This window comes from Staphylococcus canis (assembly GCF_016238445.1).
GTDB lineage: Bacteria > Bacillota > Bacilli > Staphylococcales > Staphylococcaceae > Staphylococcus > Staphylococcus canis.
This window is the reverse complement of the sequence record NZ_JABANU010000090.1, coordinates 1-265: the sequence shown is the minus strand read 5'-3', so window position 1 is coordinate 265 and position 265 is coordinate 1. Positions and strand designations below refer to the sequence as shown.

The following is a 265-nucleotide window of genomic DNA, read 5'->3' as shown; positions in this document are numbered from 1 at the left end:
CATCCTAAATTAAGAACCGTCATAAAAACATTAAACAGTTATATTCCATTCATTACCAACACATTAGAATATGCCAACTTTACGAATGGTCCGATTGAAGGTATTAATAACAAAATTAAACTCATTAAAAGAGTATCATTTGGTTACAGAAATTATGAGCACTTTCGTAATAGAATCATTTTAAGTTCAAAATTATTCGCATCAGAAAAGAAAAAGGAAGTTAAGCAACAGCAAGTTGCCTAACCTCCTTAATTGAGCTGACCAG

General features: G+C 30.9%; 1 protein-coding gene. It reads left to right on the top strand.

Annotation, left to right across the window (positions count from 1 at the left end):
- The coding region (locus HHH54_RS11045; RefSeq protein ID WP_198618826.1) for a transposase at window positions 1-243 on the top strand (243 nt) is incomplete at its 5' end.
- Between the last annotated feature and the right edge of the window lie 22 nt (window positions 244-265).